The following is a 610-nucleotide window of genomic DNA, read 5'->3' as shown; positions in this document are numbered from 1 at the left end:
AAAAGTTAGACTTTTATTGCGTAACAGATTTTGATATCTGTTACGCAATTTTTATGCAGCTAAGAGGCTAAGTCTGTATTGCACAGGACTCATCCATCCTAGTTTTTCTTTAATTCGTTGTTCATTGTAATATTTTATATATCGTTCGATTTCTGACTTTAATGCCTCATAACGATAGTAAACAACGCCATAATAGATTTCCTGCTTAAGCAGACCAAAGAAGTTCTCCATAACAGAGTTGTCATGACAGTTTCTTTTGCGTGACATGCTCTGGAAAATTCTTTCTTCATTGAGACGATGCGAGTATGCCTTCATCTGATATGCCCAACCTTGATCAGAGTGGAATGTTCTTCGATATTGGCAATCAGATGTTACTGTAATAGCCTGTTCCAATGCATCCATAACATTTTTAGCTGAGGGTTGCCTTGCTATTCCAAAGCTGATAATTTCGCCATTACACATATCCATGAATGGGTCAAGATAAAGCTTGTGCATTGTCATATGTCCCTTAGAAGCTATCTCATAATACTTAAACTCCGTAGTATCTGTTGTAATCTTTTGGTGTGGGATATGTGTGTTAAATCGTCTCTTTATACGATTAGGAGCAACC

The 610-nt window shown here is 36.9% G+C and carries 1 protein-coding gene; it reads right to left on the bottom strand.

The features are described from left to right. Positions 1-51 precede the first annotated feature (51 nt). Positions 52-610 (bottom strand): IS3 family transposase (locus HMPREF0721_RS11235; RefSeq protein WP_006599917.1); only part of this gene is annotated, 559 nt, incomplete at its 5' end.

The sequence above is a fragment of the Pseudoramibacter alactolyticus ATCC 23263 genome (assembly GCF_000185505.1).
Lineage (GTDB): Bacteria > Bacillota > Clostridia > Eubacteriales > Eubacteriaceae > Pseudoramibacter > Pseudoramibacter alactolyticus.
The sequence above is the reverse complement of the archived record's forward strand: the minus strand, read 5'-3'. Positions and strand labels throughout refer to the sequence as shown.